This window comes from Streptomyces sp. G7(2002), assembly GCF_028870195.1.
Lineage (GTDB): Bacteria > Actinomycetota > Actinomycetes > Streptomycetales > Streptomycetaceae > Streptomyces > Streptomyces nigrescens.
The window spans coordinates 8,934,294-8,959,226 of sequence record NZ_CP102609.1 but is presented as its reverse complement, the minus strand read 5'-3'; the positions used below and the strand labels follow the sequence as shown (position 1 = coordinate 8,959,226).

General features: G+C 69.6%; 29 protein-coding genes and 1 pseudogene. 16 read left to right on the top strand and 14 right to left on the bottom strand.

What is annotated here, in order from left to right; translation table 11 throughout:
- Positions 1-33 precede the first annotated feature (33 nt).
- The 3 genes from NUT86_RS38640 to NUT86_RS38630 all read right to left on the bottom strand — a co-directional run bounded on the left by NUT86_RS38640 (position 34) and on the right by NUT86_RS38630 (position 2,656).
- Positions 34-630: a hypothetical protein gene (locus tag NUT86_RS38640; RefSeq protein WP_159483853.1), complete on the bottom strand. Its 597-nt coding sequence runs from the start codon at positions 628-630 to the stop codon at positions 34-36.
- A 320-nt stretch (positions 631-950) separates the two neighbouring features.
- Positions 951-1,820, bottom strand: a complete 870-nt coding sequence (locus NUT86_RS38635; RefSeq protein WP_018093616.1) for a DMT family transporter — start codon at positions 1,818-1,820, stop codon at positions 951-953.
- A gap of 113 nt (positions 1,821-1,933) precedes the next feature.
- The gene (locus tag NUT86_RS38630; RefSeq protein WP_018093617.1) at positions 1,934-2,656 is read right to left on the bottom strand and encodes a DUF998 domain-containing protein; all 723 of its coding nucleotides are present in this window, start codon (positions 2,654-2,656) and stop codon (positions 1,934-1,936) included.
- A 228-nt stretch (positions 2,657-2,884) separates the two neighbouring features.
- On the opposite strand from NUT86_RS38630, the pseudogene NUT86_RS38625 reads away from it, so the two are divergent.
- From NUT86_RS38625 to NUT86_RS38610, 4 genes and pseudogenes are all read left to right on the top strand, one after another.
- Positions 2,885-3,057: pseudogene (locus NUT86_RS38625) on the top strand (SAM-dependent methyltransferase); the annotation flags it as partial.
- Between the two features lie 484 nt (positions 3,058-3,541).
- Positions 3,542-4,681, top strand: coding sequence for an Ig-like domain repeat protein (locus NUT86_RS38620; protein ID WP_274740057.1), 1,140 nt, complete (start codon positions 3,542-3,544; stop codon positions 4,679-4,681).
- A 168-nt stretch (positions 4,682-4,849) separates the two neighbouring features.
- Complete coding sequence (locus NUT86_RS38615) at positions 4,850-5,068, top strand: DUF7196 family protein (RefSeq protein WP_141725504.1); 219 nt, start codon at positions 4,850-4,852, stop codon at positions 5,066-5,068.
- 39 nt (positions 5,069-5,107) lie between these two features.
- Complete coding sequence (locus NUT86_RS38610; protein ID WP_026170364.1) at positions 5,108-5,395, top strand: hypothetical protein; 288 nt, start codon at positions 5,108-5,110, stop codon at positions 5,393-5,395.
- Positions 5,396-5,474: 79 nt separating this feature from the next.
- On the opposite strand, the gene NUT86_RS38605 is transcribed toward NUT86_RS38610, so the two are convergent.
- The 3 genes from NUT86_RS38605 to NUT86_RS38595 form a co-directional block, all read right to left on the bottom strand.
- Positions 5,475-5,801 (bottom strand): hypothetical protein, encoded by a 327-nt coding sequence (locus tag NUT86_RS38605; RefSeq protein ID WP_018093621.1) that lies wholly within the window; start codon positions 5,799-5,801, stop codon positions 5,475-5,477.
- Between the two features lie 137 nt (positions 5,802-5,938).
- Positions 5,939-6,199 (bottom strand): HPr family phosphocarrier protein, encoded by a 261-nt coding sequence (locus tag NUT86_RS38600; RefSeq protein WP_093635540.1) that lies wholly within the window; start codon positions 6,197-6,199, stop codon positions 5,939-5,941.
- A 526-nt stretch (positions 6,200-6,725) separates the two neighbouring features.
- Positions 6,726-7,235, bottom strand: a complete 510-nt coding sequence (locus tag NUT86_RS38595) for a MarR family winged helix-turn-helix transcriptional regulator (RefSeq protein WP_274740054.1) — start codon at positions 7,233-7,235, stop codon at positions 6,726-6,728.
- A gap of 79 nt (positions 7,236-7,314) precedes the next feature.
- On the opposite strand from NUT86_RS38595, the gene NUT86_RS38590 reads away from it, so the two are divergent.
- From NUT86_RS38590 to NUT86_RS38560, 7 genes are all read left to right on the top strand, one after another.
- Positions 7,315-8,484 (top strand): PP2C family protein-serine/threonine phosphatase, encoded by a 1,170-nt coding sequence (locus NUT86_RS38590; protein WP_274740052.1) that lies wholly within the window; start codon positions 7,315-7,317, stop codon positions 8,482-8,484.
- Positions 8,485-8,821: 337 nt separating this feature from the next.
- Positions 8,822-9,697 carry an STAS domain-containing protein gene (locus tag NUT86_RS38585; protein WP_018093625.1) on the top strand — a complete coding sequence of 292 codons (876 nt, stop codon included), beginning with the start codon at positions 8,822-8,824 and terminating at the stop codon, positions 9,695-9,697.
- Entirely contained in the window at positions 9,694-10,110 is a 417-nt protein-coding gene (locus NUT86_RS38580) for an STAS domain-containing protein (RefSeq protein ID WP_018093626.1), read from the top strand. Before NUT86_RS38585 ends, NUT86_RS38580 begins: the two co-directional genes overlap by 4 nt.
- Complete coding sequence (locus NUT86_RS38575; protein WP_018093627.1) at positions 10,088-10,588, top strand: ATP-binding protein; 501 nt, start codon at positions 10,088-10,090, stop codon at positions 10,586-10,588. Before NUT86_RS38580 ends, NUT86_RS38575 begins: the two co-directional genes overlap by 23 nt.
- Positions 10,589-10,602: 14 nt before the next feature.
- A complete protein-coding gene (locus NUT86_RS38570; RefSeq protein ID WP_274740048.1) occupies positions 10,603-11,598 on the top strand; it encodes a SpoIIE family protein phosphatase in 996 nt (331 codons plus the stop codon).
- On the top strand, positions 11,595-12,896 hold the full coding sequence (locus NUT86_RS38565) for a PP2C family protein-serine/threonine phosphatase (RefSeq protein WP_274740047.1): 1,302 nt from the start codon (positions 11,595-11,597) through the stop codon (positions 12,894-12,896). Before NUT86_RS38570 ends, NUT86_RS38565 begins: the two co-directional genes overlap by 4 nt.
- Positions 12,897-13,040: 144 nt before the next feature.
- On the top strand, positions 13,041-13,433 hold the full coding sequence (locus NUT86_RS38560; protein ID WP_018093630.1) for an ATP-binding protein: 393 nt from the start codon (positions 13,041-13,043) through the stop codon (positions 13,431-13,433).
- A gap of 86 nt (positions 13,434-13,519) precedes the next feature.
- Here the strand turns inward: NUT86_RS38560 and NUT86_RS38555 are convergent, their stop codons facing one another.
- Positions 13,520-13,873: an STAS domain-containing protein gene (locus NUT86_RS38555; RefSeq protein WP_159483863.1), complete on the bottom strand. Its 354-nt coding sequence runs from the start codon at positions 13,871-13,873 to the stop codon at positions 13,520-13,522.
- Positions 13,874-14,478: 605 nt separating this feature from the next.
- On the opposite strand from NUT86_RS38555, the gene NUT86_RS38550 reads away from it, so the two are divergent.
- From NUT86_RS38550 to NUT86_RS38540, 3 genes are all read left to right on the top strand, one after another.
- Positions 14,479-15,636, top strand: coding sequence for a PP2C family protein-serine/threonine phosphatase (locus NUT86_RS38550; protein ID WP_446750808.1), 1,158 nt, complete (start codon positions 14,479-14,481; stop codon positions 15,634-15,636).
- A gap of 128 nt (positions 15,637-15,764) precedes the next feature.
- The gene (locus tag NUT86_RS38545) at positions 15,765-15,938 is read left to right on the top strand and encodes a hypothetical protein (protein WP_187412925.1); all 174 of its coding nucleotides are present in this window, start codon (positions 15,765-15,767) and stop codon (positions 15,936-15,938) included.
- Positions 15,935-16,201: a DUF4190 domain-containing protein gene (locus NUT86_RS38540; RefSeq protein ID WP_274740043.1), complete on the top strand. Its 267-nt coding sequence runs from the start codon at positions 15,935-15,937 to the stop codon at positions 16,199-16,201. Before NUT86_RS38545 ends, NUT86_RS38540 begins: the two co-directional genes overlap by 4 nt.
- A 527-nt stretch (positions 16,202-16,728) precedes the next feature.
- On the opposite strand, the gene NUT86_RS38535 is transcribed toward NUT86_RS38540, so the two are convergent.
- The 6 genes from NUT86_RS38535 to NUT86_RS38510 form a co-directional block, all read right to left on the bottom strand.
- Positions 16,729-17,403: a restriction endonuclease gene (locus NUT86_RS38535; protein ID WP_274740041.1), complete on the bottom strand. Its 675-nt coding sequence runs from the start codon at positions 17,401-17,403 to the stop codon at positions 16,729-16,731.
- A 175-nt stretch (positions 17,404-17,578) separates the two neighbouring features.
- Positions 17,579-18,469, bottom strand: coding sequence for an alpha/beta fold hydrolase (locus tag NUT86_RS38530; RefSeq protein WP_274740039.1), 891 nt, complete (start codon positions 18,467-18,469; stop codon positions 17,579-17,581).
- Positions 18,469-19,053 (bottom strand): TetR/AcrR family transcriptional regulator, encoded by a 585-nt coding sequence (locus tag NUT86_RS38525; protein ID WP_262036978.1) that lies wholly within the window; start codon positions 19,051-19,053, stop codon positions 18,469-18,471. The genes NUT86_RS38530 and NUT86_RS38525 overlap by 1 nt, the downstream gene beginning before the upstream one ends.
- A gap of 214 nt (positions 19,054-19,267) precedes the next feature.
- Entirely contained in the window at positions 19,268-19,564 is a 297-nt protein-coding gene (locus tag NUT86_RS38520) for a DUF6479 family protein (RefSeq protein WP_018091919.1), read from the bottom strand.
- Positions 19,565-19,781: 217 nt separating this feature from the next.
- A complete protein-coding gene (locus NUT86_RS38515) occupies positions 19,782-20,657 on the bottom strand; it encodes a SigB/SigF/SigG family RNA polymerase sigma factor (protein WP_037742743.1) in 876 nt (291 codons plus the stop codon).
- 158 nt (positions 20,658-20,815) lie between these two features.
- Positions 20,816-21,166, bottom strand: coding sequence for a PRC-barrel domain-containing protein (locus NUT86_RS38510; protein ID WP_018091921.1), 351 nt, complete (start codon positions 21,164-21,166; stop codon positions 20,816-20,818).
- A 312-nt stretch (positions 21,167-21,478) separates the two neighbouring features.
- Between NUT86_RS38510 and NUT86_RS38505 the strand changes: the two genes are divergently transcribed.
- Positions 21,479-21,829 carry an SAM-dependent methyltransferase gene (locus tag NUT86_RS38505; protein WP_274740035.1) on the top strand — a complete coding sequence of 117 codons (351 nt, stop codon included), beginning with the start codon at positions 21,479-21,481 and terminating at the stop codon, positions 21,827-21,829.
- 319 nt (positions 21,830-22,148) lie between these two features.
- Here NUT86_RS38505 and NUT86_RS38500 read toward each other — a convergent pair whose 3' ends face one another.
- Positions 22,149-23,789 (bottom strand): flavin-containing monooxygenase, encoded by a 1,641-nt coding sequence (locus NUT86_RS38500; protein WP_274740033.1) that lies wholly within the window; start codon positions 23,787-23,789, stop codon positions 22,149-22,151.
- A 346-nt stretch (positions 23,790-24,135) separates the two neighbouring features.
- On the opposite strand from NUT86_RS38500, the gene NUT86_RS38495 reads away from it, so the two are divergent.
- The gene (locus NUT86_RS38495) at positions 24,136-24,894 is read left to right on the top strand and encodes a DeoR/GlpR family DNA-binding transcription regulator (protein ID WP_274740031.1); all 759 of its coding nucleotides are present in this window, start codon (positions 24,136-24,138) and stop codon (positions 24,892-24,894) included.
- Positions 24,895-24,933 lie beyond the last annotated feature (39 nt).

Sequence of the window (24,933 nt, the reverse complement as noted above, 5' to 3'; positions counted from 1 at the left end):
GGTCAGGCCGGCGCGACCGGTCGTGTGCGGGTGTCAGGCCGGCGCGGGCGCGTTCTCGGCCGTACGCCGGCGTTTCCAGTAGGCGACCGTCAGCACGGCCAGAAGCGGCCCCCACAGGACCAGGGGCGCATAGCAGAGGTGAAACCAGGCCTCCTCCCAGCCGCCCGCCTCGCCCGGAAACTCGCGGGGCAGGACGTCACCTCGGATCGTCCTCCCCATGAATTGGGTAATGGGGGCCAGGAGGGTCCACAGGAACGTGAGGAGAACGGCACCGATCGTGGCCGGGATGACTGCCGCCATCGTCGGGACCCGGCGGCCGCCCAGTAACGGGAGCCAGCGCGGAAACACCTCGCCCCATTGCGCGACCAAGCCGAACGCGGTGAACGCGAGCGCCTCGGACAGGACCGACAGGAAGACGACGTACGCCCGCTCTCCGACCCCGATCCCGTGGTCGAACGCGATCGGAAGCCTCCACAGGCTGGACGGCAGGACGGCCAACACCACGGCGAGGGCGACGCATTGCATCCGCCGGGACACTCCGGCGACGGGCTCGTGGGCCACCTGCCATGCGGCCCTGAGCCGTCCGGGGCGGGCGGCGAGGTCCTCGGTGTGCGGGGGCGGCTGCTGCATGTACGGTCCCTTCTTCTCGGTGGGCTCTCGGTGGGCGCGGCTCTTCTCGGTGGGCTCGACCGGCCCGTACACCCATGAAGGTCGCACTCGGGCGGGCGCCGAGAGTCGCTCCGCGGGCTGAACCGGCTCCGCCGTCCAGCCGAGGGAGCGGTGCGACCGAAGGAGGACAGCAGGGTGCGCCATGCCGGGTGGGGTGGTGGGTGGAGTGGTTCCATGCCGACTGCCGGCCGCTCGCCGCGCGCACCATGCATGCGCTCCGCCCACTCAGGGAGTCAGAGAGTGAGGGAGTGAGGGAGCGAGGGGGTAAGGGAGTCAAGGACTCAAGGGGCGGATGACTCCCCGCTCTCCGTATCGACTCTGACCAAGGTGAGCACTCCCCAGGTGATGAGCACCGCGCCGACGCCCTCCGGGATCAGCCACCATCCCGTGCGGACCCGGTCCTCGTACACCAGGATGCCGAGAGTCACGCTGACCAGCCCCTCGCCCAAGGTGAGGGCGGGCTGGGAGGCCACCAGTGGGCCGGATTCCATGGCGTTGGCCAGGAGGAAGAGGGAGCAGGCGCCGGCCGCGACGAAGGCGTAGGTCTGCCAGGCGGCGAAGAAGGCGCCCGTGCCACGCTGTTCGAAGGTCTCGGTTGCGGACTTCATGAGGGTGGCGGTCAGGGCGTAGCCGATCGCCGAGGCGGAGCTGAACAGGGCCGCGCGTGCTTTTCCCCGGGGTTGGCGCAGGGCGGCCAGTACGCAGAGCGAGATGACGAGCGCGGTGGTGAGCAGGGTCAGTACCCACGTGCCTGTCGACACCACGGAGTTGCCGCCCGACGGCGCGGCCGCGGCCAGTGTGAGAGCGAGGCCGCCGGCGACCATGACGGAGGCGGTCCAACCGGCCGCGGGCAGCCGCCGCCGGGAGAACGCACAGGCGATCAGGAGGGTGAAGGGCAGTTCGGTCACCAGAATGGGCTGCACCAGCGACAGCGGACCGAACGCCAGGGCCAGTGCCTGGCATGCGGCGGCGCCGACCACCACGGCGATCCCGGCGAGCCACGCCGGGTGGTGCAGCAGGTGACGGACCAGCCGGATGCTGAAGGCGTCGCCCGGGGGAACGGACCGCGCGCCGACGCGTTGCAGCACCGTTCCTGTGGCATTGCCCACGGCCGCCAGCAGGGCGAACAGTGCGGACAGCACGGCTGCCACGGGGCGGCCCCTCCGGGTCGGCGCGTCGGTTGATGACCGCCACGGTGGCAGAGGAACCAAGTGCGCCGGGAGCGCACCACCGCGCGGAGGAGACCATCACACGATCGGCGGGGTCATGCCCTTGGCCGCTCCGGATGCGGCCCGGCGGTGCGGAAGGTCGGGCCGACCGTCGCACCGAGTCCCGTCAGTTCCGCGGCGAGCAACGCGAACCACACCCCCACCAGCAGCAAGTGGGCCCGCTGTGGGATGCCGTGCCAGCCGGGGTGGCCGAAGAGCGGGCCGACGGTGCTCACCGCGGTCGTCAGCGCGGCAGCCAGCACTCGTACGCCCCAGCGGCGGATCATCGGAAGACGGGGGCGTTCGCCCGCGCCCGCCGCGCAGAAGAAGACCATGGAGGCGAAGAGGAAGAAATGCGCCAGTGCGCTGGTGGCCGTGTGCCACGGGTGTACGGCATCACAACTCCACTCCACGGAAGGCGCGCAGCGCATGGGCAGGATGACATCGCCCAACGACGACATACCGAGGGCGAGCACCGAGGCCCAGCCGGCGCGTGCCCATGGCCCTTCCGCGGAGCGGCCTGCCAGGAGTGCTCCCGCCATCACGATGACGGCGCAGGCGGCCTCGATGCCTCCGAACAGCAGACGGAACGGCTGGTCGGCTGCGTAGAGCTCACTTACGTAGGAGTGCCTGGGGTCCAGCCCAGTAGGCAGGACGAACTCAAGAACCCAGCTGTTGTACAGCACGGCTGCCGTCGCCAGCAGAAGCGCTGCCCAGCCCTCCCGCGACATATCGCTCTGCCCGGGGGTTGCACGGGCAGAGCTGGAGATATGGGGCACGGTGTGTCCTGTTCGTGTGACATCGTGAGTTCGCAGTCACCAGTCACCCTTCACCATTCACCGCACAACTCGGGGCATTTCGCAGTTCGAGGTCAGGTCCGCGGCTCCGGGTGGACAGTGGCGGCCCAGAGGCCGTCGACCGGGGCCCGGCTGCCCCTCTGCCAGGATCACCACGTGGCTGGGCACGACACAGATCGCGGCTATCTGCTGGACGACCGGCAATCGGTGTCAGGCCCCGAACAGCAGCTCGCCAACCGGCTGCGGTCCGGCTTCCGCACCCTGATGGCGGCGCGCGGCGCGGACCTCGCCTACGGGCCCCCGACGAGGAGATCGCCCGTCGCCTGGCGAACATCGCCACCGGACGGCTCGATCTGGCCACTGCCCCGATGATCTCCGCCTGGGCGCCGCCCGTAGCCCCTCCCCCGATGGCCCACCTCGTGTCGCCCTGCTCGGCCGGAATCCGGGCGGGGATGCCACACCTACGACCAGAGCTGAGAAGCCCTGCATCGCCAAGAGGGCTCGCGGGCCCCGGCAGATGCACGGAACGCCACGTCCGACGGCTCCCCGCCGGCCCGGGAAGGGTTCGACGGCGTGTGGCACGGACGGCCAGGCGTCGGTACTCCTCGCCCGTGCGCGCTGCGCCATCCGGGTTACGTTGCTCGCAGACTGTGGCGCGGCGTCCGGCCGGTCCGTTGAATCGGTGCTACCGACGGTGGGGTGCCCATCCCCTGGCGGGGGACCATGGACGGCTGCTGGCGTGATGCGGTTTCGTCGTTGTTCTTCAGGGCACCCCCGGCAGGTGAGCGCGCTCGGACAGTCTCCTGCCTTCCGGCGTGCATCAGCCCCCCACCTCCTTCACGGAGCCTTCGAAAGGGGCTGTCCAGCATGGCACTCGTTCTTACTCTCACCCCGTCAACCGTCGCGGCGGGCCAGACGTTCCAAGCCGCTGTCACCGGTGCCGCACCGGGAGAGGTGATCACCTTCACCTATGACGCGGCACCCCCGCAGTCCATCACCGCCGACGCCATGGGCAACGCGAGCGCCACCTTCACAGGGACCACAACGGGCGCAGTAGTTGCCGCCGGGCCCACCAGTGGCGCGGCCACCGCGACCCTGACCATCAGCGCGGCACAGAACTGTGTGATCACGGTGACGTCCACACCGGCCAACCCGACGGCCGGCCAGCCGGTGACCGTCACGGCGACCGTCACCTGTAACGGCACCCCCGTACAGGGCGCGACCGTGCTCTTCGCCACCGTCAACGGGCCCCTGGGCATCGGCGTCACCAGCGCCGCCGGTCAGGCCAGCGTCACCACCAGCACGCTGCCGAGCGGGCTCAATGTGGTCACCGCCACCGTGATCTCCGCCGAGACCACCTGCATCTGCGTCGGCACCTCCGCGACGGTGAACATCACGGTCGCCGCGGCACAGAACTGCGCGATCACGCTGTCGACCACGCCCGCCAAGCCGACGGCCGGCCAGCCGGTGACCGTCACCGCCACCGTCACCTGCAACGGCGCCCCCGTACAAGGCGCGACCGTACTCTTCGCCACCGTCAACGGGCCCCTGGGCATCGGCGTCACCAGCGCCGCCGGTCAGGCCAGCGTCACCACCAGCACGCTGCCGGCCGGAGCCAACGTGGTCACCGCCACCGTGATCGCCGCCAACACCACCTGCACCTGCGTCGGGGTTTCCGGGACGGCGACCGTCAACGTCGGCGCATCGACAGGGGGGCTCACGGCGAACCCGGCCTGCTACACGCTGAACTTCCCGCCGCTGCCGTGGGCTTTCGCGACCGCCACGTTCAGTGCGAGTGGCGCGACTCCGGGCGCGGTGGTCACCTTCCACCTGGACGGCCCCTCCGGCCCCGTGGTGTGCACCGCCGTGGCCAACGCGAGCGGCAACGCCAGCTGCACGGCCACCCTCAACATCGGCCAGGTGCTGTACTCCAGCTACACCGCCACCACACCCTCCGCCGGTGGGACGCTCAGCTCGTCCAGCACCCTGGGCATCTGCCTCACCTGACGTCCCGTCCCGTCCCGTCCCGGCCGGCGCGCTGCGCGGCAGGAAGCGTGCGGCCGCTGATCCGAACCGGCGAGAACGGCCTCGGGCCGATGAATGACCCAGACAGCCGTCCCCCGTAACGCATATACGGGGGACGGCTGCTGGGCCACAAGGATAGGCCCGGAAGACATGGCGTTGCCCGTCGGACCGATTGATCCTCATCGCGAAAAGTCACCGAAGGAGCGGAACATGGGCTGCAATTGCGGCGGCGGTGCCCGCCAGGCCGTCACCATCTACCAACTGACGCTGCCCGACGGCACGGTGCGCCACTACTACACGTGGCAAGAGGCTGATGCGGCCAACAAACGCGCGGGCGGCATCGGCACCATCCTCATCATCAACCAGTAACGGATCGCCCGGGGCATTCGCGGTTACAGGGTGGATTTCATGAGCCTTCTGGAGTTTCTGCTTTCCCTCGGCGCCACGTGCCGCCTCACCAGGTTCATCACCAAGGACACTCTCGCGGCGGGCTTCCGCTCATGGGTCGCCGACCGGTTCGGCGATGACTCCAAACCGTCCTACCTGGTCAGCTGCAGCTGGTGTACGAGCGTGTGGGTGGCTTCCGCCATGGCCGTCCTCACTCACTGGACCGGAGGAACGACAGGGCTGCAGATCGCCACAACAGCCCTGTCCCTTTCCTACCTCGCCGGGCTCGCTTCCCAGTGGCTCGATTGAGCCACTCCGTCCAGGCCGCGGCCGTCGGCCGGTCCGTTCCCGCGGCGCCTGCTCTCCGCGTCGGGAAGAGGGCGTCGCTTCAGCGGCCGACGGCCTTGCGGAGCTGTTCCTTGTTCATCTGGGAGCGGCCGTCGATGTTCTTCTTCTTGGCCTCTTCATACAGCTGGTCCCTGGTGGGGCTCTGCGGCCCCTTGTGGGAGCGCTCGCCGCCGCGCTGCGGGGCGGATTTCGGGTCCCGGAGGGAGGTTCTGCTCGCGGACTTGGCCTCACCGGAGCGGGCGCGTTCCTTATTGACGGTGCGCGCGGCGATCTCCTTCGCCCGCTTTTCGGAGGTGCCCCGTTCCTCGGCCTGTTCCTTGATGTGCTCGTACTGCCGCTCACGCTTCTTGCTCGAACCCGCAGGCATGATGCCGCTCCTCGGTCGCGATCTTCTGGATGTCCTTCCACGGCCCGGCGGATCCACGGCCGCGCCCGGCCATCTACCAGTTCACGCCCAAAGGGGGCGGCGCGCCACATCAGAGGGCCGGACCCCTGAACCGGCCTCTAGAGAACGACGGACTCGATGAGCTTCGCGATGGCCTCGACGGCCGTCTGCTCATCGTGCCCCTTGGCGACGATGACGACTTCCTTGCCGTGGCTCATCTCCAGCGTCTGCAAGCTGAACAGGCTCTTCGCGCTGGCTTCCTTGCCGTCGACGAGGAACATGATGTCCGAGACGTAGCCCTGCGCTTCCTGAACGATGCGCGACGCGGGACGCACCCGCAAGCCGCCCGGCGACGCAATGGTCACGGTCGTCTCCGCCATGAACTGACTCCTTCAACCGACAGCGGCCGGCGAGCTTTCGGCCAAGCGCCCACCATACGGAGCGTCGGCCCGATCGCGGGGCGAGGCACTCACGGCCCCGTGAACCCGCAGCGGACTGCGCACGCGCTGCTGTCGCGCCGATGCCACCACTGCGTGATCACTTCCGGTAACTTACGGCCCCCAGGCGTCCGGCTTCGCGTGTCGCCACACCTCTCAGAGCGTGGACCGGAAACCTGTCCGGCGCTACTCGCCGGGGAGGCCACCTCCGCCCACTCCAGGGGACCGTCGGGGGTGGCCTCGGCATCGCGGCTCACCGCCCGGCCCTGACCGTACCGGTGACGCGGAAGAGTCCCCCGCGGAGGGGTCCGACCGGCCCCACCGCACAGCGCCGGCCAGCCGATCGCCCGGCGAGGTCGCGATATTGCGCTTTGATAACGTCGCCGGTGCGGCGGCGATCCGTTTGTCCCGTCAGCGCAGAGCGTTTCCGGTGGGGAATGTCGGATCGAGAGACGGAGCTCAGGTGACGCTACGCACTGTCCGCGACGCCGTCGTCCCGGGTGGCCGCGCCCTCCTCGTCGGCCGCGAGCCGGGCGGACGCCGCGTGAAAGGCCTCGAGGCCGGCCGCGAGCTTGACCACATCGGAGGGTTCCATCCGCTCCAGGGTGGCCGTGACCTCCCGGCTCCGCGCCGCTCGGTACTCCTCGAGCAGCACTTTGCCGCGCAGGGTCAGCCGCAACTCGACCTCACGGCGGCTCGTCGCACTGGGGCCCCGTTCGGCGAGACCCATCGCTTCCAGACGGTCGCAGAGCCTGCTGACCGCCGAGGGACGCGAGGCGAGCGCTTCGGCGAGCGTGCGCAGATTCGTACCTTCCCGTTTCTCGATCACCAGCAGGGCGCGGAGCTGGGAGAGGGAGACCTCCGCCGAGCGCGCCGCCTCCTGGCCGTGCCCCCACAGGACCTCGAGCAACTCGGAGGCGGCAAGGGCCGCCGCGCTCGCCTGTTCGCGGGAAGGGGACCGACTGGTGAAACGGGACACACGAACACTCTGTCACCCTGCGCCTCCCGTTGTCAGACCGACCCTGCTCTTGGCGCCGGACGAAGGGTGCTCGGGAACCATGACTGACCGCATCGACATGGGAGCGGCGCTGCGTGGCGCGCTCCCGCACGCCCTGCTGGACACCGTGCGTGACCATCTCGCCTCCGCCTATGGGGCCACCTCGGTGCACCTGTTCCTGACGGACTACGGCGGCACGGTCCTCAGCCCGTGCGACTCCCCGGAAGGCGGCGAGGGCTCACTGCCCATTGCCGGCAGCCCGGAGGGGCGGGCACTGGGAAGCCAGGAGCCGCGCGAGCAGCAGGCGCCCCATGGTGAGGCCGTCGACCACCATCTCCCGGTGACGGTGCGCGGCGACCGGATCGGCATCCTGACCGTCCGGCTTCCCGCCGGACGGTCCACGCCGGCGGTCCTCGACGAGCTGCGGCAGGTGGCCGGCCAGCTGGGCCACGAGATCCTTGTCGCCGAGCGGGACACCGATGTCTACCAGCGGGTACGCCGCGTCAGCCGCCTCACCGTGGCGGCGGAGATGCAGTGGCAGCTGCTCCCGGCCCGGGCGTGCAGCGCCGCGCAGTACGCCGTCGGTGCCCAGCTGGAACCCGCCTACGCGGTGCACGGCGACAACTTCGACTGGGCTTCGGACGGCGACGAGCTGATCCTCACCGTCACCAACGGCATGGGGCAGGGCGTCGACGCATCGCTCCTCACCCACCTCGCCGTCAGCGCATTGCGCAACGCCCGCCGGGCCGGCGTCGGCCTCGCCGATCAGGCGGCACTGGCCGACCAAGCGGTCTACGGCCACTACCGGGGCAGGTCCCACGTATCGACGCTGCTGCTGCGCGTCGACCTCGCGACGGGGCGCATGGAGATCGTCGACGCGGGCTCGCCGCAGATGTGGCGGCTGCGGGGCAAGTCCGTCGAGCGCATCGAGCTGGACAAGCAGCTGCCGCTGGGCATGTTCGAGGAGTCCCACTACGCGGCGGAGAGCTTCACGGTCGAGCCGGGTGACCGGCTGCTGTTCGTGAGCGACGGGGTGTACGACGCCCCCTCGCCGCGGGGCAGAAAGTATGCCGAGGGCGCGCTCGCGCGGGCGCTGCACGCCACGCGTCTGCTGCCCGCCGCCATGGCGCCGGGGGCCGTCCTGCGCGATGTGGCCGAATACCGTGCTGCGGAGACGCTGGATGACGCCCTGGTGCTGTGTTTTGACTGGTTCGGAAACGATCTCCGTTAGGCCCGGACCGGTGTGAGTCCGGCGCCGGCGTCCTTGAACCGATTCCGCCTCTGCGCGGCCCGTACCCTGTCCCCTTCAGGAGGAGGCTGCCTCCGGCGTTGTCCGGGTCCGGGATCTCATATCTCCTCCCCGGCCGCAAAATCACCGCACCGATTCAGCCGTCCGGCCGTTCTCCGCCTCGGCGGGTGAAGAGGGGGCCCGCGCCTACCCACGCTTGATCGCGCTCGCTAACATTTGCCGGAAGGCAATTATCGTCGAGCGCGGGTGGGCCCGGCCGCACCGTCGGGCGAGAAGTCCCGAGGCGGTCAGGCGGGCCGGACCCCGGAAGGACACTGAGTTGGTTTCCGCTGAGGCTGCCGCACGCGAGCGCGTCACGAGCGTGCTGCGCGAAGAGGCCGATGACATCTCGGACCGATGGGTGCAGTTGCAGCTGGCGCAGCCGTCGCTGGACGGGGATGTGAGCGAGGCCGAGCTGGGTGAGGAGGCCGATGCGCTGGTCGGTGCCCTGCTCTCCGGTCTGGACTGCGGCCTTCCGGTCGAGCAGGTGGTCACCTCGCACGAGGAGATGCACCGGGCGGTGTCCGAGATCTCGCTGCGCCGCGCGCGCCGGGGTGTCTCCCCCACCGCGACCTCCCTGGCGGTCCTGTCGCTCAAGGAAGCCCTGCTGGAGGCCGTGCAGCGGCGGACCCGTGAGGGCGAGGACCTCTTCGGCAGTGCGGTGCTGATCAACCGCCTGCTGGACACCGCCGGTGCGCTCTCGTTCGAGATCTTCGTCGAGGGCCGCGAGGAGATCATCCGCCGGCAGAGCCAGCAGTTGCTGGAGGTGTCCACGCCGGTCGTCAGGCTGTGGCGCCAGGTCCTGGCCGTACCGCTGATCGGCACGCTCGACACCGCACGTACCCAGGTGGTGATGGAAAACCTCCTCCAGGCCATCCAGGAGCACGAGGCGCTGGTCGCCATCATCGACATCACCGGCGTGCCCACGGTCGACACGGCGGTCGCCCAGCATCTGATGCACACCGTCAACGCGGTGCGTCTGATGGGCGCGGACTGCGTCATCAGCGGCATCCGGCCCCCCATCGCGCAGACCATCGCGCAGCTCGGGATCGACCTGTCGACGATCCTGACCCGCGCCACCCTCGCCGACGCCCTCGGAGAAGCCGTGAAACTCACCGACGCAGCATCGGATACCTCCCCGCTGGACAGGCGATGAACGCCCCCGCCTCGGGTGGCGTCCCGATTCTGCGCCTGGGGGATGTCCTGGTCACGGGCCTCCTCAATGAACTCGACGACAAGACCGCCGTGGCGTTCACCCAGGAGCTCACCGACCGCATCACCAGCGATGGGGCCCGCGGTGTCCTCATCGACATCTCCCGGCTGGAGATCGTCGACTCCTTCGTGGCCCGTACGTTGATGGAACTGACCACCATGGCAAGGCTGTTGGGCGCCCGGGTGATCGTTGCCGGGATGCGGCCGCCGGTCGCCATCACCCTGGTCGAGCTGGGGCTCCAGCTCACCGGAGTGGAGACCGCGCTCAACGCCGAACAAGGCATGGCTGCGTTGGGCTGGCGTCAGAGCCCACAGCCGTCCGGAGGGAGCCTGAGTGAGTTCCGCCCGGAGCACTGACGATGCGGTGGCTCCCGTCGCCACCCCGGCGAACGACACCGCTGACCGTGACGGAAAGGCAGACCGTGACGGAAAGGCAGACCGGACCGTCCACGAGGTGCGTACCGAAGAAGACCTGCTGACCGTCCGCCACGCGGTGCGCGCGGCCACCTTGCGTGCCGGCTTCAGCATCGTCGACCAGACGCGGGTGGTCACCGCTGCCAGTGAGCTGGCGCGCAACGCCTTCATCCACGGCGGAGGCGGCAGCGTGACCATCGAGTATCTGACGCTGGGCGGGAACGCCGGGCTGCGTCTGACCGTCGATGACAACGGGCCCGGCATCAGGGACATCGACGCGGCGCTGACCGACGGCTTCACCACCGGCGCGGGACTCGGCCACGGCCTGGGGGGCGCCCGGCGGCTGATGAACGACTTCGAACTGCACACCGCGTCCGGGCAGGGCACGACCGTGATCGCCACTCGATGGGCGGGGCGTTGACTCTTCCGGAGGCCTTGCCGACGGCACACATCGCGGTCGACCACTACAGCGCCGTTCATCTTGCCGCCGAGACCGCCCGCGCGGTCGCCGGACGCTGCGGCCTGCCGGGAGCACTGCCCGACCAGGCCGCCGTCATCGCCTCGGAACTGGCCGGCAACCTGGCCAACCACGCGACCGGCGGCTCGCTGTTCATCCAGCCGCTGCCCCTGGGCGGCGGGATGGAGGTCGTCGCCGCGGACCACGGTCCCGGTATCAGCGCACTCCAGCAGTGCCTCACCGACGGTTACACCACCGGCAACACGCTCGGTGCCGGCTTGGGTGCCGTGAAGCGGATAGCGACCGACTTCACCATCCGTACGCAGCCCGGGACCGGCACCCTCGTCTGCGCGCGCCTCACCGGGCCCGAAGCCACCCGGCCGGCCGGCCAGGAGGTGGGCGCCGTCTGTCTGCCTGCGGACCGCGAGCAGCTGAGCGGCGACGCCTACGCCGTCGTCGATCAGGGCACCGTCCGCACCGCCCTCGTGGTCGACGGCCTCGGTCACGGCCCGCAAGCAGCCGAAGCCGCGCAGACGGCGATCCGGGCCTTTCACCGGGCCCCGGACCTCCCCCTGCCCGCACTCGTCACCGCCCTCCACCGAGCGCTGCGCCGCACCCGGGGCGCGGCGGTGGGCCTGCTGCGTCTGCAACCCGGCCGGGCGGAGTACACCGGTATCGGCAACGTCCGTGTCCTGACGATGACGCCGCTCGACGTGGGCCATCGCCTGAGCGGTCAACCCGGTATAGCCGGCCTGAACATGACACCGCCGCAGGTGCGCGCTTTCCCCCTGCCGCCCGGCACCACCGCCGTGCTGCACTCCGATGGCATCGACCAACGATGGGCCCAGTCACCCTCGCCCTTCGTGCGTCGGCTGCCGCCGCACCTGCTCGCCGCGTCCATCGCCCACAGCCACCGCCTCACCCGCGACGATGCGACCATGCTCGCCGCCCGACCCAGCCAGAGACTTCCGTGACCCCCCACACCTTCCACAACCTGCCGGGCCTGCGCCGCGCCGTCCGGGAACTCTGCGAAGCCCACCGGCTTCCGTCCCACCACGGAGCGCGGCTGCTGCTCTCCGTTTCCCGGACGGCCACGGCCGCCTTCGACGCCGGCGGCCCCGTCCGCCTGGAGGTCGTCGAACAATCCGTGCCCGACGGAGAGAAGCTGCTGGCGGTCACCCTGTACACCGGGCAGACGGCAGCATCGCTGAGCCTGACCGACCTTCCGCTGCGCGGGCAGGCCACGCCCGACGGCACCATTGCCTGGCACCTCCCCCTCGGCGAAGGGGAGGACTCGGCGCGTCCCGCCGCGGTGGCCGCACCGCACGGCGCGGTGCCCGCCCAGAGCCACACCCGGGAGAGCGACGGCGCGGTGGCCTACGAAGCGGAGATCGCGGCGCTCGAAGGTGATCTCGGCGCCGCACTCTCGCGGGTGGACACCCTCACCACCGAACTGCACCGGCTCAAGGACGAACTCGCCGAGACCAACAGCGGAGTGCTCGCCCTCTACATCCAACTGGAGGAGAGGGACGAGCGACTGCGCCGGGCGCACGGCCAGATCCTGCGGGAGCTGGAGGACGCGCTACGGCCCCCGCCGATCACCGTCAGCGGCCTGGAATTCGCCGTCCACTACGCCCCGGCCGATACCGACGCCCCCACCGGAGGCGACTTCTACGACTGGCTCCTGCTTCCCGACGGCACGGTGCACATCACGGTCGTGGACGCGCTGGGCCACGGGGTGCGCAGTACCCGCAGTGCGCTCAATGTCACGCATGCGGTGCGCACACTGGCCCTCGAAGGCCATCCGCTGGAATCCATCGTGGCCCGTACCCATGACATCCTCGCGCCGTTCGACCCCGAGATCATGGCCACCGTCCTGCTGGCCCGTATCGACCCCGAGACCGGAGCCCTCCGCCTGGCCAACGGCAGCCACCCGCCGGCCTTGGTCGTACGTGCCGACGGGACCGCCGATTACCTGGAGGTCCGCGGCCGGGGCATCGGATTTCCGCTTCCCGGGAGCGAGTCCGTGCTGGAGGACACGCTGCACGAGGGCGACCTTCTGGTGCTCTACACCGACGGACTGACCGAGAGCCGACGGGATCCGATCGAAGGCGAGGCGCGACTCGTCAAGAGCGCCTGGGCCCATGCCCGACGGCCGGTGGACGAGGTCCCCGGCGCCATCGCGAAGGACATGCACACGGTGATTCTGCATCCGGACGACACGCTCGCCCTGGCCGTCCGCCGGGCGGGGAACCCACAGGGCAGTCACTGATCTGGCGGCTTTGCGCGGCCCACACCGCGGCGGGCCGCACCCACTCTTTTCCCGAGCGATTGTCTGGGTAGACGCGTCATGAACAGCAGCCGAGAACGGGGCCCTACCGAGCGGGGGGAGAAAGCCGTGCCACACCAGCTTGCGATGGACGACCACCCGTCACATCCGGCCCAGCGTGTCTGCCAACCGGATTCCGCAGCGGACGCCCGCGATTTCGTCAGAGCCTTCGTCGCCCTGCTCCGCCCCGCGCCCCCCGCAGGGACCATCCAGAACTTGCTGCTCCTGGTGTCCGAGCTGGTCGCCAACGCGCTCCGGCACGCCGGCGCCGTCACGGCCCTGCATCTGCGCGCGGACCGCGAGCGCATCGAGGTTCTCGTCGAGGACCCCAGCTCCGCGCATCCTCAGGAGCGCCGTCCCGATCTGTCCGGCAGCAACGGCGGCTTCGGATGGCCCATGGTGCACAGTCTGGCCCTCGACATCGTGATCCTCCCGGGGTCCTGCGGCGGCAAGACGGTACAGGCGGCCCTGGCGCGCTGAAGGGTTGTCCGCATGCCGTTGTGTTGTGGACGGCGGGGCGGCTGTGTGACCCGGAAATCACCGGGCCGGGCGGGCCGGTGAGAGAGCTAGCCCTCGCGGTCGCCGCCGTCGGTTCCGAGGGGCGCCGACGGCTCGGCGTCGAGGGCTTTCGTCACGGAGTCGTGGAGCGGCAGGACCGTGTCGAGCCCGGTGAGGGTGAAGAGTCGTTCCAGAACGGCGGAGGGGGTCGCGAGGCGCAGCGCCGGGCCCAGCGCGGTGTGCGCCTGGAGCAGGACATTGACCGCGGCGGAGTCCGCGAACGTGACGGCGGACAGGTCGACGACGACCCGTGCGACGCCGTCCTCGGCCGCCTTCCTCAGGGTGTCGTCGAGGGGCGCGACGTTGTCGAGATCAAGATCTCCCGTGATGGCGACGAGCAGAGCTTCTCGCCCGTGCCACACGACCCTCTCCGTCTCAATCGGTCGGCCTCCACTGGGCTGGGGCAGCACGGTGAACCTCGCTGTAGGGCTAACGGGCTGTAGGGGCTAACGGCTTGAGCAACTCATCGGTCCGGATGCCGGACGCCAGGTGACCAGCTCGGTCCAGGATAGAAGCGATAGTTGCCGTTTGACAACATTCGCTATAAGGCAACAATCTGTTCTCGTCACAGATCAAGGCGGCTGCACTGGCGTGGCTTGAGACCAAGAGCGGCCTGAGTTCCGCTACGCGCTGTCAGAAACATGAGTGTGGCCGCCGACGACGTGTGGGCGGTCACTCCTATGCGAGTGGGGAGGAGTCCGCCGCGTGGAACCCATCGGGCCGTCTCCTGCCCGGCACCGACGCCTCGGCCGGTGCAACTACGGGAAGGACGCCCGCCCTTCCGCGCTCGCGGGGGTCGAGCGGCCACCGTAAGGGGGCCACCCCGCCCACTCCGTTCCGTCATTCGGCGCCGTTCCCCGCTGACGCCCGCCTTTGCCCTCGTCCACGGACGAAGAATGCCTGAGAGACCGTGACTCAACGCCCTGAGGTAGCACGAGCTTTGCAAGCGTCGGCCCCGCACGCTCTGGTGGACACGCTTCGTGCGGTACTCGCCGAAGGCTATGGAGCGCTCTCCGTGGAGTTGCTGCTCGCGGACTACGGGGCGACGGCCCTCGCTCCCTTCGGTGCGGTGGGGACGGCCGCCGCACCGGTCCCCGTCGCCAACAGCGCCGAGGGCAGAGCGTTCGGCAGTCAGCAGCCCCGTCAGCGGAGCCGGCACGGAGGTGTCGTCGAGCACCACCTTCCGGTGACCGTCCGCGGGGAGCGCACCGGCATCCTGACCGTGCGGCTGCCGGTTGAGCGGTCCGTTCCGGAAGCCGTCGACGGCCTTGCCCAGGCAGCCGGTCTGCTCGGCCACGAACTCATGGTGGCCGAGCGCGACACCGACGTCTACCAGCGGGCACGACGCATCAGCCGGCTCACCCTGGCCGCCGAAATGCAGTGGCAACTCCTGCCGGCCAGGGCCTGTTCGGCCGAGGAGTACGCCATCGGCGCCCACCTCGAACCCGCTTATGACACCCACGGCGACAACTACGACTGGGCCTCGGACGCCGACGAGCTGACCCTCGCCGTCACCGACGGCATGGGCACCGGCGTCGACGCCTCGATGCTCACCCATCTCGCCGTGAACGCGCTGCGCAACGCACGCCGGGCCGGTATCAGCATCGAGGACCAGGCGGCCCTGGCCGACCAGGCCCTCTACGCCCAATACCGCGGAGCCGCCTACGTATCCACCCTGCTGCTGTGCTTCGACCTCGCGACGGGCCGGGTCCGGGCCGTGGATGCCGGGTCGCCGCAGCTGTGGCGACTGCGGAGAAGGACGATCGAGCGCATAGAGCTCGAACCGCAGATGCCGCTCGGCATGTTCGAGGAGACCCACTACAAGGCGCAGGAATTCGAGGTTCTGCCCGGGGACCGGCTGCTCATCGTCAGCGACGGCGTGTACGCGGCGCACTCCCCGCAGGGGGAGGCTTACGCGGAGCGGGCCCTGGCCCGGACCCTCCACGCCGGCAGGCTGCTCCCGGCCGCCGATGTGCCCCGGGCCGTACTTCGTGATCTGGCCGCATACCGGGACGCGGAATCGCTGGACGACTCCCTGGTGCTGTGCGTCGACTGGTTCGGGCGGCAAGGAGACCGGCCGGCGGAACCGGGACAGGCAGCCGGCACCGGGGACGGTGCCCGTTAGAAGCAGACGATCCGGGTACCCGGGACAAGGCACCGCTCCAAGGGCGCAGTTGGTGTCGCAAGCAGGAGCCTTGAGCTCGCCGGTGTTTCCGGCGCCGGCCCCTGCCGTCCCCCATGGAAAGGCGGATCATGCTCTTCCTGGTCGTAGCCCTGTTCCTGTTCGGCGCACTGCTGGGCACCGCGGGGCATGTCCCCGTGTCCGTCACGGTCGTCGCCGGAATCGCCATCGCGGTCTGGCTGGTGATCTTCTTCACGAGGGAGCGCCGTAAGGCAGGCAGTACGACGAAGGGAGCCGGCCGATGACCTCCACACGGATCCCCCTGAAGACCGGGCCGCACCCGCAGGCCGACCGTATGGCGGTCGCCGCGTTCGTCTGCGGTCTGCTGGGCATGCTGGTGTTCAACATCATCTTCGCTCCGTGCGCCCTGTTCTTCGGCGCCGCGGCCCTCTACCGCGGGACCATCCGGCGCCTGCGCGCCTACTTGGGCCTGCTGTTCGGCACCGTCGACATCGTGCTGCTGGTGGTGCTGTCCGCCCACAGCGGCACCATCAGCTGGCACGTCTGAGCGTCGGCCGGCTCCACCCTCCGCTACGGGTGTGTCTGCTGTGGCCGGGCACGAGCCGGGCAGGACACTTGGCGCCTGGCCGGGCGCGGAAGCGGAGGGTGTGGATGGCTGGCAGCACGGGTCAGGCGGAGCCGTGGGAGGCAGGCCGGTTCGCCCGAGCCTTTACTACAACCCGCGCCGCCTTTTCCGCCGCCATAGCGGGCACACCGGCTTCGAGAACTACGGGGCCGTGCTGGGGGCACTGGAACGGGCCCTGTACCAGGTTGCCTCCCTCACCCGCAGCCTCCACCAGTGGCGCGACACCGAGACCAGCTACAACTACCGGGCATTCGTCGAGCGCTATGGCACATTCCTGGCGTCCATCGCCGACAACGCCCAGCTCCTCAGCACCCTGGACGAGGACCACTTGGCCGACCAGGCCGGTGAACTGCGCCGACTGGCGGAGCGGGCCCAGCACTTCCGGCGGCAGGTGACCGAGCAGGCCGAGCGCGACGGACCCGCCCCGGACACGGCAGCGGTCCACGCCGTCACATTGACCGGCGGCCGGATTGCCACGGGGCCGGCCCGGTGCCGGCTTCCCAGGCCCAGAGCATGTCGTGGTCGAGGCACCGGATGCCGCTTTGCTCCGCGTACTCAACTGCGGGCTCGGTGAAGGTGCTGGTGGTGACGACTGCTGCGATATCGGCGCCGTGAATGGCGAAACAGGTCCCGCCGAAGCGCTGGAGATCCTGGGACCCGACCTTGTGGTCTTCGCCGTACTGCTTGCACTGGATGACGAGACGGAGACCGTCGGGCGTCACCGCGATGACGTCGGCACCCAGGTCATTGGCACCGCCGACGACGCGGATCTCACGGCAGCCGTCGCGTTCGCACAGCAGCGCCACCACCTGCTCGAATTCGTCCGGACCCAGCTCGGCGTCGTCGGCCAGATAGACGGCCTCGTCCGGTACGCCTTCCTCACTCCGGAGGCCGGGTTCGGACGCGGCGTGGGGCGCTTGAGAGCCCGTGGTACCGGCCCCTAGGGGTACTGTCCGGTTGCGCTTTCTGCCGCGGATGACCACCAGGGCCGTTGCGACGAGCACCAGACCGAGGAGGGCCACCGCCCCGGGGCGCAATGTCGAGCCCTGCAGCGTCTTGAGGACCAGTCCGATACCGAGAACACCGCTGGCGACGAATCCGAAGACGAGGGTCAACTGACGCATGCTGAAACGAGGGCGGCGTGTGGTGGCATGCTCCCGGCGTATCGGCTTCACCATGAACGAGGGTCTCCCAGCGTGAGTCGAAGATCGTTTGGATCTCGTGCCCCACGGCTGCCGATTCAATTGCCGGAAGATCACCCCTGACGAGAACCCCTTGTGTCGCCGGCTGCGCGATGCGTCAGGCCATGGATGCGCGGGCCTCGTCCCCGGGTCCGCACGGTGACCCGGACGAAAGTCCCTGATCCCCGTTGAACATCGTCACCAGCCGTCGGGCGAACTCCTGCGGATGTTCGGTGCATCCGACGTGGCCGCCGGGGAATTCGACGGCCTGCCCGTCCAGCAGTTCGGCGAGCCGGGTGCCCGGTCCGTACAGCGCCTCCTGGTTACGGGAATCGCGCCCCACCGCGACGCCCAGTTTGTGGGCGGCGGCGCGCAGCGCCGGGAGATCCGGGGTGGTCGCGGTGAACGGGCACAGCATGTGCTCCAGGAAGACCGGGAGGTTGGCATGCATGCGGGCCGCCATCTCCCGGATTCCGGGCGGCAGTTCCGTCGGCGCCTCCGTGCGCCGGTCTCCAAGTCCCTCGCTGAACCGGGCCATTGCGGGACCCGGGCCGTGCAGACGGAAGGTCTCGCGCACCTCGGCGAAGAGCGCACGGTACGGTGCGGGATCGTCCAGAAGCTCCACCAGCGGCGGCTCGTGGACCACCACCCGGCGCAGCTGCCCGGGATGCCGGGCCAGCAGGTCGAGGGCGACGATCGCGCCCGAGCTGCTGCCGAAGACGCAGGCCTCCCCGTCCGGTGACAGCGCGGAGAGCAGCCGGTGGGCGTCGTCGCTCCACACCTCCACCCGCTGGTCGGCGAGCGGCTCTTCGAGAGCGCTGCGGGAGAGTCCGCGCGGATCGTAGGAGACCACGGTGTACCGGGTGGCGAGGTCGGGCGCCATGCCCTCGTACACGCCGGCGTCGGCCGCGCCGCCTGGTATCAGCAGCAGTACGGGGCCGCTGCCACGCTTCTCGTAGTGCAGGGTGGCACCGGGGACCTTGAGGGTGCCGGTCGTGGGGGTGGGCATCACTTGCTCCGATCGGGTCGGGAAGGCCAGTTCTCCAGGAGCACGTGGAGCGCCTCAAGAGAGCGCTTCCAGGACTCCTGCACGCCTCGGGGGTGTCCGAAGCCTCCGCTGAGTTCCAGGTGGATATAGCCGTGGAAGGTGCTGCGCAGCATCCGGGCCGCGTCGGTCAGGTCCGGCTCGGTGAGGCCGTAGGCGCGCAGCATGCCGTAGGTCAACTCGACGCTGCGGCGCAGCCCTGCGGAGTCGGCGACCTCCTCGGGGGAGAACCGCATCTGGCTCACCGCGTAGCGTCCGGGGTGGTCGAGCGCGTACTGCCGGTAGGCGTCAGCGAAGGCGATCAGCGCGTCCTTGCCCGCCCGCCCCGCCACGGCGGAGCCGATGCGGTCGGTCATCTCGACGGCAGCCAGCAGGGCGATGCGTACGCGCAGGTCCTGCAGGTTCTTCACATGTGAGTAGAGGCTCGCGTCCCTGACACCCAAGCGCCGCGCCAGCGCGGACACCGTGAGCCTGTCGGCCCCGACCTCATCCGCCAACTCCGCGGCGGCCTCCGCCACTTTGACCGCAGTGAGCCCCGCGCGCACCATGCAGCACCTCCGTATCCGTCATCACCCATAACCTAGGACCTCTAGGCTAAAAGCTAGCATGGCTAGGAAGGCTTTGGTTCGGGGTGAGGTGTACGGAGGCTGCTACGGGGGCTGCGGGGAGGGGGAATTGCCGGTCGCGGCGTGCCCGGACGGCCGAGGGGGGGAGGAAGACCGGCCGCGGCGGCAGACAGGCAAGCGCCGCGGGGCTACCGGGCTACCGGCGGCGGTGCGACGCGGTGCCGTTCCCCTTCACCTCGTGCGGGGTGAGGCGTTGCTCGCCCGGGACGAGTTCGTCCGGCTCGCGGCTCTCCACGACATCTCCCACCGGGCCGCTCTCCGGCAGGCGCGGTTGCTGCTCGGGCAGGGGCGGCCCCGGCTCACGGGCCTTGATGCGACGTCCCCATACGAAGGCCGCAAGGAGAACCGCGACGACGAGAACTCCCACGATGGCGAGCAGAATTCCGCTCGTCCCACTACCGGCTGCCAATTGCTCGATCATGGTCACTCCCATGCATAGGGTTCCTTATGGGAGCCGGGTACCCCCCGAGGCAGGGACCATCCGCCGGCCCGGCGGGTGGTGAGGGAGCCTTCGCCCGGGACTTGAGGGAACCCCGCCCGGGGAGGAGAGTTCGGCTGTGGCTCCGGGATGACCTGCGGGTTTCCTGACGTTCGCTGCCGCTACCCGCATCGCGTGGCATCGCCCCGCACGCCTTGAGGGTGGAGACGCCTCAGTCGGTGGTGAGCATCTCCGTGCGCAGGTGGTTCAGGCAGCGTGTCAGGAGGCGGGAGACATGCATCTGGGACAGGCCGAGTGCCGCGCCGATCTGGGACTGTGTCATCTCCTGGCCGAAGCGCATTTCGAGGATCTGGCGGTCACGGTCCGCAAGCCGCTCCAGGAGGGGCTTGAGGGCGTGCAGATCTTCGAAGAGGTCCATGTCCTCGTCGCGTTCGCCGATCAGGTCCGCCAGCGCGGCCTCGTCGCCATCGGTGTGGAGGGGCGTGTCGATGGAGGTGGCGTTGTAGCCGTTGGCGGCAACCTGCCCCTCCACCACCTCCCCTTCGGTGATCTCCAGATGCGCGGCGAGCTCGCAGACCTTGGCGTCCCGGCCGAGCTCGTTGGAGAGGTGCTCGTTCGCGCGGGCCAGCTCGACGCGCAGCTCCTGCAGGCGGCGCGGGACGCGTACGTCCCACGTGGTGTCACGGAAGAAGCGCTTCATCTCGCCGGTGATGTAGGGGATGGCGAGAGTGGTGAACTCCACCTCACGGGACAGCTCGTAGCGGTCGATGGCCTTGATCAGGCCGATCGTGCCGACCTGCATGAGGTCATCCATTTCATCGCCGCGGCTGCGAAAGCGCCGGGCGGCATAGCGCACCAGCGAGAGGTTCATCTCGATGAGGGTGTTGCGCGCGTACTGGTACTCGTGGGTCCCCTCCTCAAGAGTCTCCAGTCGCTGGAAGAACAGCCGCGTCAGCTCCCGGGCGTCGGCCGGAGTGACGGTCTCAGGTGATTCGATGAAGGGGAGAGTCGCTTGCGAGGCGGATTCCACGCGTGCATCGGAAATGGATGTCTGCGTTACTACCGGTGCCGGTGCTGTGCGGATCATGTCCTGCTCCCACCCTTGCCGAGCCCCCGCTCATCTCTGGCCCCTACCCTGCCGCAAGCACAGCATGCGCGCCGTACTCACCAGCGTCAGATTTTCCTGACGGCTTTGCGGAAAAGGAGAGGCAGTTGGCAGGATTTCCTGCCAACCGACCGGATGCGTCAGGCGCGGTGCCAGCCCGCGTAGTAGACGCCCACCTGCTCGTGATATCCGGCATCGCCGAGGTGCTTGTCCATGTCGAACTCCGGCGCGTCTTTGATCTCTTCCTTGGTGCGCTCCACGTAGATCTTCTCTTCCGCGTCATCGATGCGGCTCACCGTGCCGGCGGGCAGCAGGACATGCTTCCCGAAAATCCACACTCCGGTATCGACGACCAGATACGAAGCACCCACTTCGTCCGAGTGCCTGTCGACCTTGCCGATGCTTCCGTCGGTGGCCTCGACCTTGTACCCGATCAGGCTCGCGCCCGCGATGTATCCGCTGGTCGGCTGATAGCCCCAGATGTCGCTCATGGAATCGGCTCCTTCGTTGACGACGTGCGAGGAGGAGAATGGTGCTCTCCTTCGAGGGCGCTTCCTCGCTGTTCCGCGTGGCCCGTATCTTGGACTTGGCCCGGTGCTCATGAGATTTTTTCACGCGTTCGGCGATTTGGACGACCGTAGCGTGAGAGGCGCGGTTCTTCAGCAGAGGAACCGCCGCCGCCGATCGAGCGGCCCGTGGACCGCGGCCCGGTGTGTAGCCGAAAATTCTGCCCCGCACCCAGTTATCTGGAGCGATGGTCTGCGCCGACCGACCTTCGTTGCTGAAATGGACTGGTGGGCCCCGTGGGACACGAAGCGAAGAAGAAATCCTCCTACAAAGGCACCTCATCGAAGGCGATCCTTCATCAATACGACTTCTTGGGTGACTTCTACCGGCTGACCCTGGGACCCGAACTCGTCTTTTCCTACGGCATGTGGGAGGAGGGCGACACACTCGACTCGGCTCAGACCCGAAAGCTCGATTACCACGCCGAGGCGGCGCACGCCGTGGGCGCGGACCGGGTGCTCGATATCGGCTGCGGGTACGGCAGCCTTCTGCACCGGCGTGGCCCGGTACCGGGAGTTCTTCCAGCGCTGCCATTCCTGGCTGCGGCCGGCCGGGCGCCTGTCCGTACAGGCCAACGCCTGGAATGAGCGCGGGTGGCCCGCCTCCCTGGTACTACCACCGCAGCAATTGGCCCCGCACGGGAGGTGCGGCGCCCGTGAACGCCTCGGCCTCAAGGACATCCTCGGCGGCATCAAGAACGTACGCGAGGGCCTTCATGGTGGCAGGCCCGCGATCCGGCGAGGCGCTGCTCCTCCGCACCGGCCGACGCGCTCCCCTGCGCACCGGCCGACGCGTTGCCCCTCCGTACCGGCCGACAATGACACCCCCGCCCGCCGATCACCGGGAACGTCGGTGGGTGCGGCACAGTCGGCGAGCGGTATCCGTTCGCCGGCTGGGGACGGCCCCTCAGTCAGCGCCGCCGGACAGGGCGAAGGCGCGGTAGCCGTCCTCAGCGGCGGCGCCGCACTCCGCCCGGTACCGTTCCAGGCCGCCCGTGTAGGCCAGGAACACCCGCGGCTTGCCCGGCACGTTCGCCCCCATGTACCAGGAGTCGACGGACGGGTAGAGGGTCTGGGCGGCGAGGTCGGCGACATGGGTGCACCAGTCCGCCTCGGCACGCGGGGTGGCGTCGATCTCGGTGATGCCGTTCCGCCGCAGGTGGGCGATGCAGTCGGTGATCCACTCCACGTGCTGTTCGATGGCCACCACCGCGTTGCTGAGCACCGACGGGCTGAGGGGTCCGATGACGGTGAAGAGGTTCGGGAAGCCTGCCGAGAGCAGGCCCAGGTGGTTTCGGGGGCCGTCGGCCCACTTCTCCCTCAGGGTGGTGCCGCCCTTGCCGACGATGTCCATGGCCACCTGGGACCCGGTCAGGGCGTCGAAGCCGGTGGCGAAGGCGATGACGTCGACGGCGTGTTCCCGGTCCGAGGTCCTGATCCCCCTCGGTGTGATCTCCACGATCGGCGTCTTGGTGAGGTCCACAACGCTCACGTGCGGCTTGTTGTAGGTGGCGTAGTAGCCGGTGTCCAGGCAGGGACGCTTGGTACCGAACGGGAAGGTGCGCGGCGAGAGCGTCTCGGCCGTTTCCGGGTCGGTGACGATCGACCGGATCTTGGACCGGACGAACTCGGCGACGGTCTCGTTGGCGGCCCGGTCGACGAGGATGTCGGTGTACGTGCGCAGGAGGCCGCTGAGTACGCCCGAGTCCCAGCCCTCCTCATAGGTGGCCCTGCGCTCCGCCTCGTCCACCTCCAGGGCCGACCGGGTGGGCGGCTCGAAGAGGGTGCCTCCTTTGGAGCGCCGCTGGGCGGCGCGGAACTCCGGGTAGCGGGCCTTGAGTTCGGCGGTCTCCGCGGCGGACAGCGGCCGGTTCCGGGCGGGCAGCGCGTAGACCGGCGTGCGCTGGAAGACCGTGAGTTCGGCGGCCTGCTCGGCGAGGAGCGGGATGGCCTGGATGCCGGAGCACCCGGTGCCGATCACGGCGACCCGTCTCCCGGTGAGGTCGACGTCCTCGTGCGGCCAGTCGGCGGTGTGCAGGGCCCGGCCGGCGAAGGTGCCGGCCCCGGGTATGTCCGGTTCCTTGACGGCCGACATGCAGCCCGTGGCCAGCACGACGAACCGGGTGATGACCGTCTCTCCGGTGTCGGTGGTGACCTGCCAGGTGTGCCCGCCCTCGTCGTACACCGCCCCGGTCACACGGGTCCGCAGGGTGATGTCCTTGCGCAGGTCGAAGCGGTCGGCGACGTGATGGAGGTAGCGGAGGAGCTCCGGCTGCGTCGCGTACCGCTCGCTCCACTCCCACTCCTGGTCCAATTCGGGCGAGAAGGAGAAGGAGTACGCCGTGCTCTCGACGTCGCAGCGGGCACCGGGGTACCGGTTCCGGTACCACGTTCCGCCGATGTTGTCGCACGCTTCGAGGACGCGGGTGCGCAGGCCTAATGCGCGCAGTCGGTACAGCTGGTAGAGGCCGGAGAAGCCCGCCCCGACGATGACGGCGTCGAGCTGCGGGGCGGCGGAGGGGGAAGGGGGCCTGGGGGCGGTGTGCATGCTGTTCTCCTGACAGGTGTCTCGCGCCGGGCGGTACGGGCTGCGCACTCCGGTGCCGGGCGGCCTCCGGCACGCGACGCCGCAGGCCCGTCCGGCGGGCCGCCAGGGCCGGTGACCGGCTCCTTCGCGCGCTTTCCGCAGGAGGACATCTTGGTTCACGCCCTGGCCTGCTGAGAAGACCCGGGGCGCCGGGCCGGTGCCACCGCCGCGAGGGCTGTTCAGGCTGCGCTCACGGAGCTCTGCCCGAAGACAGAGCCGGGCAAGCTCTCCCTCCTGGCGAACGCAGCAAACGCGATTGATGTTCGTAAGGTGCATTTCCGAGCATGGATGGTGTTCTATAGCGGGTATGGCGAGCACAGATCGACTGGGACAGATCACCGATGCCGTGCGCGAGGCCGGGCAGCTGAGCGTCGCGGAACTGGCCGGTCTCACCGGGGCCTCGGAGATGACCATCCGTCGCGACCTGGAACTCCTTTCCGGCCAGGGCGTCCTGGAGCGTTACCGGGGCGGGGCCAGAAGTCTGCTGCTGCGAGGGGAGGAACCCCCGTTCACCCTGCGCGCACAGGAGGGGCTGGAGGCCAAGCGCCGCCTCGCCGCCGAGGTCGCCGAGCTGATCGCCGACGGCGAGTCCGTCGTGATCGACAGCGGTACCACCTGCCTGGAGGTGGCCCGCGCACTGGCGCACCGCCGGCTGACCGTCATGCCGTTGTCGCTGCACGCCGCCAACGCCCTCACGGGCGCACCCCAACTGCAGCTCCTGCTGCCCGGCGGCGCACCACGCCCCGTCGAGCTGGCCCTCACCGGCCCCCTCGCCGAGGCCTCGCTGGCGGCTCTGCGCTTCGACACCGCCGTCCTCGGCTGCTGCGGGCTGAACACCGCGAACGGGCTGACCGCTTATGACCTGGCCGACGCCGCGGTCAAGCGCGCCGCGATCGCCTCGGCGCGCCGCGTCATCGCCGTTGCCGAAGCCGCCAAGTTCACGCGGACCGCCCTCGCCCATGTCATGGAGGTGTCCGCGCTGGACGCCGTCGTCACGGAGGGGTCGGCGCCGGCCGAGGAGCTCGAAGCGCTGGCTGCGGCGCAGGTGACCGTGCGACAGGTATGAGCGGAAGAAGGGGGTGACTCCGAGACCGGTGCGCCGCGC

Bases quoted from the DNA above. Each gene is read 5' to 3' on its own strand.
- NUT86_RS38515 (WP_037742743.1), bottom strand. From the start codon at position 20,657: ATGATCCGCACAGCACCGGCACCGGTAGTAACGCAGACATCCATTTCC.
- NUT86_RS38500 (WP_274740033.1), bottom strand. From the start codon at position 23,789: ATGCACACCGCCCCCAGGCCCCCTTCCCCCTCCGCCGCCCCGCAGCTC.
- NUT86_RS38540 (WP_274740043.1), top strand. From the start codon at position 15,935: ATGACCTCCACACGGATCCCCCTGAAGACCGGGCCGCACCCGCAGGCC.
- NUT86_RS38545 (WP_187412925.1), top strand. From the start codon at position 15,765: ATGCTCTTCCTGGTCGTAGCCCTGTTCCTGTTCGGCGCACTGCTGGGC.
- NUT86_RS38520 (WP_018091919.1), bottom strand. From the start codon at position 19,564: ATGGGAGTGACCATGATCGAGCAATTGGCAGCCGGTAGTGGGACGAGC.
- NUT86_RS38610 (WP_026170364.1), top strand. From the start codon at position 5,108: ATGAGCCTTCTGGAGTTTCTGCTTTCCCTCGGCGCCACGTGCCGCCTC.
- NUT86_RS38615 (WP_141725504.1), top strand. From the start codon at position 4,850: ATGGCGTTGCCCGTCGGACCGATTGATCCTCATCGCGAAAAGTCACCG.
- NUT86_RS38530 (WP_274740039.1), bottom strand. From the start codon at position 18,469: ATGCCCACCCCCACGACCGGCACCCTCAAGGTCCCCGGTGCCACCCTG.
- NUT86_RS38640 (WP_159483853.1), bottom strand. From the start codon at position 630: ATGCAGCAGCCGCCCCCGCACACCGAGGACCTCGCCGCCCGCCCCGGA.
- NUT86_RS38495 (WP_274740031.1), top strand. From the start codon at position 24,136: ATGGCGAGCACAGATCGACTGGGACAGATCACCGATGCCGTGCGCGAG.
- NUT86_RS38620 (WP_274740057.1), top strand. From the start codon at position 3,542: ATGGCACTCGTTCTTACTCTCACCCCGTCAACCGTCGCGGCGGGCCAG.
- NUT86_RS38605 (WP_018093621.1), bottom strand. From the start codon at position 5,801: ATGCCTGCGGGTTCGAGCAAGAAGCGTGAGCGGCAGTACGAGCACATC.
- NUT86_RS38590 (WP_274740052.1), top strand. From the start codon at position 7,315: ATGACTGACCGCATCGACATGGGAGCGGCGCTGCGTGGCGCGCTCCCG.
- NUT86_RS38535 (WP_274740041.1), bottom strand. From the start codon at position 17,403: ATGCGTCAGTTGACCCTCGTCTTCGGATTCGTCGCCAGCGGTGTTCTC.
- NUT86_RS38560 (WP_018093630.1), top strand. From the start codon at position 13,041: ATGGACGACCACCCGTCACATCCGGCCCAGCGTGTCTGCCAACCGGAT.
- NUT86_RS38510 (WP_018091921.1), bottom strand. From the start codon at position 21,166: ATGAGCGACATCTGGGGCTATCAGCCGACCAGCGGATACATCGCGGGC.
- NUT86_RS38600 (WP_093635540.1), bottom strand. From the start codon at position 6,199: ATGGCGGAGACGACCGTGACCATTGCGTCGCCGGGCGGCTTGCGGGTG.
- NUT86_RS38525 (WP_262036978.1), bottom strand. From the start codon at position 19,053: ATGGTGCGCGCGGGGCTCACTGCGGTCAAAGTGGCGGAGGCCGCCGCG.
- NUT86_RS38580 (WP_018093626.1), top strand. From the start codon at position 9,694: ATGAACGCCCCCGCCTCGGGTGGCGTCCCGATTCTGCGCCTGGGGGAT.